Genomic DNA, 3176 nt, shown 5'->3' on the forward strand with positions numbered 1-3176 from the left:
CTAATATTCTAAGGCACAAGGAGTAGTATATAGGGATTACGCCTTGATGGAGGAGATTCCGGTTCGAATCCGGGCTATTGTGCTAGCATCTAGGAAACTAGGTGCTTTTTTTTGTTTTAATAACTTAAAAGTATTTACAAATAATAACTTTTAGGTTATAACAGGTCTTAGAAAGAGGTGCTAATAGTGCATAATATCTATTTTTATAAGGATAAGAATGGGAATGAGCCTGTTTTAGATTATATGTGAGAGCTTGCCAGTAAAAAATGGAAAGATAGTAGAATTAAGCTCAATAAAATCAATGATTATATTGAGTTACTAAGCCAGCATGGAACACGAGCAGGCGAACCCTATATTAAGCATTTAGATGCTGAAATTTGTGAATTAAGACCACTTAGAGATAGAATTTTATTTGTGGATTGGATTGATGGTAGCTTTGTTTTACTGCACCATTTTATGAAAAAGACACAGAAAACACCTAAAAGAGAAATTGAGCAAGCTAAACGTGAGTTAGCAGATTTAAAAGAAAGAGGTTTAGACAATGAAAAATAACGCTATTGGTAGTAACTGGAAAGATGTAAGAGCTGAATTATTCAGCGAAGAGGAAATTTTGGAAAGTGATATGCGCGTGGCTATCATGAGTGAGCTTATCAAGGCTAGAAATGAAAAGGGCATTAGTCAGAAGAAACTAGAGGAGATGAGCGGTGTTAGTCAGCCAGTTATCGCTAGAATGGAAACAGGAAAGACAAGCCCACAACTTGATACAGTTTTAAAAGTATTGGCAAGTCTTGGTAAGACCTTAGCCGTTGTACCATTAGAGCAAGAGCAGGTTTAGAAAGTTTAGGTGATATTTTGACAGCAGAAATTGGAATATTAAATAAAAAATTGAATTATATGGAATTTTTTCTAAACGATTAATTTGGAAAGTTGTTAATGAAAGCGAGATAAATCATCATAAAACTTGTCATATAATCCCTTTTGCACAGTCAGAGATGGTTGAGACGATTATGAATGGTATAGATCCTAACTTAAATGAACATATCGCAGAGCAAGTATCATCAGTTCTGGAGAAAAATGGATTGGGTGATGAAACTGAGAATATATTTGAAAATATATCATCTATACAGCAAAAATATTTTATAAATCCTATAATAGACCTTATTGGAATGCAACCACTTAATGAAATGGCGAGTACAGCTAAAACATTTATTGAATTAACTTCATTTAAGAGAAAAATTGTCAACACTCTTGAAACAGTAGGAGGTCCAGTAGATGTACTTGCTATTTCTAAAGGAGAAGGACCAATTTGGATTGATAGAAAATACTATTTTGACATTGATAAAAATCTTGATTACAAGATGAGAAAGGAGAGTTAGTTATGGATTTCTTAAACCATTCTTTCGATACTAAAAAAGTTATTAATATAAAAACAAATGCAGTTAACTCCAAAAACAATGTAGGAAAGAATTTCATCGATGTTTACCGTGAAATGAAAGAAGTCCCAATCAATAAAATTCATCAATCGAAAGTTAACGTGGCATTAATTAAAAAATAGCACCTTGATAAGGGAGGTCACTGAAAAAGTAATCAACCCCAAAAATCAGTCAACAAAAAACGAATGATGTTTGCTCTTTGAAGTAAAAAGATAGTACATCATTCGTTTTTTTTTTTTTTTGCATTATATTCCTGTATATCAGAAGTCATCATTCATAATATTTTCATGTTATTGCCTTTTTCAGCTGGCTCTTGATAAGGTACTATTTCCCTTCCTGCTGAACTCATCAATTTAATACCTTTTTACTACCCCTCTAGTATATTGTACTTGTTTGTACTTTACAATTTAGAATGAAAAAGGTAAAAAGTAGATTAGTAATTTAGCGTATTTTATTGAACTATTTGATATTAGGACAACCTTAAGTTATAGTGTCAGTAGCCCATTCTCAAAATAGTTTTAGAGTTCTCAAATTGATAAGTTTAGATATGCCTTATTTTTAATACATGTCGCTATATTAAGTGATTATTATTCCTGAAAAAATAAACGAATATTTTTCATAAAATGTATGTTTTTACTGGAGTTTTTATTTTAAATATGCTAAAGTTAAATTGTGTATACTTTTTTTACGAGGTCTTATAATCCTTGTGAAAAAGGGATATTTTATAAAAAGGATAGCCTCTGATATATATATGCTGTTTATTTGTTGTTTTATTGGAGAGGAGGAGATGTTTTGACAGAGAAAACTCAACCATCTGTAACGGTGCTTATTCCTGTTTATAACGGGGAGGAACACATCGGAGATTGTTTGGATAGTCTATTGAAACAAAGCTATGATAATTATCAGATAGTGGTTGTTAACGATGGTAGTAGAGATAAAACTTTAGAAAAATTGCAACAATATCCCGTGAAAATTCTTTCCTATGAGGAGAACAAAGGCATTTCCTATGCTCTCAACTATGGCATTGACCATATCGATACAGATTATATCATCCGTATGGATGCAGATGATTTGGCTCATTATGACCGTATTCGGATACAGGTCAACTTTATGGAAAATAACCCACGGGTCTTTATGAGTGGCTGTACCAGCTATCCAGGCCCTGTTCATGGCAACAAGTGGGAGGTGGCTTTTGGTGAAAGACGCTTGACCACCTTTAATGAATTGAGGACGTTCTATCTTTTTCATCCCTACCTCCTGCACCCTGGCGTGATTTTTAGGACAAAGAGCTGGAAGGAGAAAGGGTACCGCTATGACTCCCGCTTCGATGGGGTTGAGGACTTTGAGCTTCACAGGCGAATCATCATGGAAGAGGAGGTCTACTTGCTTCACCTCCATCTGATCCATGTTCGAGCTAGAGAGGGCAGTGCTTCGTCAGTCCCTCAGTCTGTCACCCTCGAGCGACTGAATCGGGCCAATCGCCACTTTTACCAGAGCCATGGAGTGCCCTACGAGGGAGATATGCTCTATCTGGGCAAGACCATGTTCCCTGCTACCTACTCGACCAGTAGAGCAGAGCTAGAAAAAGCAGAGAACTTTGCCTGCCAGCTACTGGAAGTAGACTATTTCAAACAACGGCTGAAGAGGGACATCATCAAGCCACTCTTTGCCTATCTCTATCAGATTGCTAGAGAATAAGGTTCCCTGGGAGCGGGAAAGAACTCGACTGGTCAAAAAAAGAGT

At 35.6% G+C, this 3176-nt stretch carries 3 protein-coding genes and 2 pseudogenes; all 5 read left to right on the top strand.

Features of this window, described 5'->3' with window-relative positions; translation table 11 throughout:
* Positions 1–186 precede the first annotated feature (186 nt).
* The 5 genes and pseudogenes from F9856_RS11820 to F9856_RS11840 all read left to right on the top strand — a co-directional run bounded on the left by F9856_RS11820 (position 187) and on the right by F9856_RS11840 (position 3131).
* Positions 187–552: pseudogene (locus F9856_RS11820) on the top strand (type II toxin-antitoxin system RelE/ParE family toxin).
* Positions 542–835 (top strand): helix-turn-helix domain-containing protein, encoded by a 294-nt coding sequence (locus tag F9856_RS11825; RefSeq protein ID WP_202106714.1) that lies wholly within the window; start codon positions 542–544, stop codon positions 833–835. Before F9856_RS11820 ends, F9856_RS11825 begins: the two are co-directional and overlap by 11 nt.
* Before the next feature lie 46 nt (positions 836–881).
* A pseudogene (locus F9856_RS11830) lies at positions 882–1376 on the top strand (hypothetical protein); the annotation flags it as partial.
* Between the two features lie 2 nt (positions 1377–1378).
* Positions 1379–1555, top strand: a complete 177-nt coding sequence (locus F9856_RS11835) for a hypothetical protein (protein ID WP_202106715.1) — start codon at positions 1379–1381, stop codon at positions 1553–1555.
* Between the two features lie 670 nt (positions 1556–2225).
* Positions 2226–3131: a glycosyltransferase family 2 protein gene (locus tag F9856_RS11840; RefSeq protein ID WP_050584853.1), complete on the top strand. Its 906-nt coding sequence runs from the start codon at positions 2226–2228 to the stop codon at positions 3129–3131.
* Positions 3132–3176: the final 45 nt, after the last annotated feature.

This window comes from Streptococcus suis (assembly GCF_016743335.1).
Lineage (GTDB): Bacteria > Bacillota > Bacilli > Lactobacillales > Streptococcaceae > Streptococcus > Streptococcus suis_Y.

What these genes read in the sequence shown, in the direction of transcription:
- F9856_RS11825 (WP_202106714.1), top strand. Translation starts at nt 542, where the DNA reads ATGAAAAATAACGCTATTGGTAGTAACTGGAAAGATGTAAGAGCTGAA.
- F9856_RS11835 (WP_202106715.1), top strand. Translation starts at nt 1,379, where the DNA reads ATGGATTTCTTAAACCATTCTTTCGATACTAAAAAAGTTATTAATATA.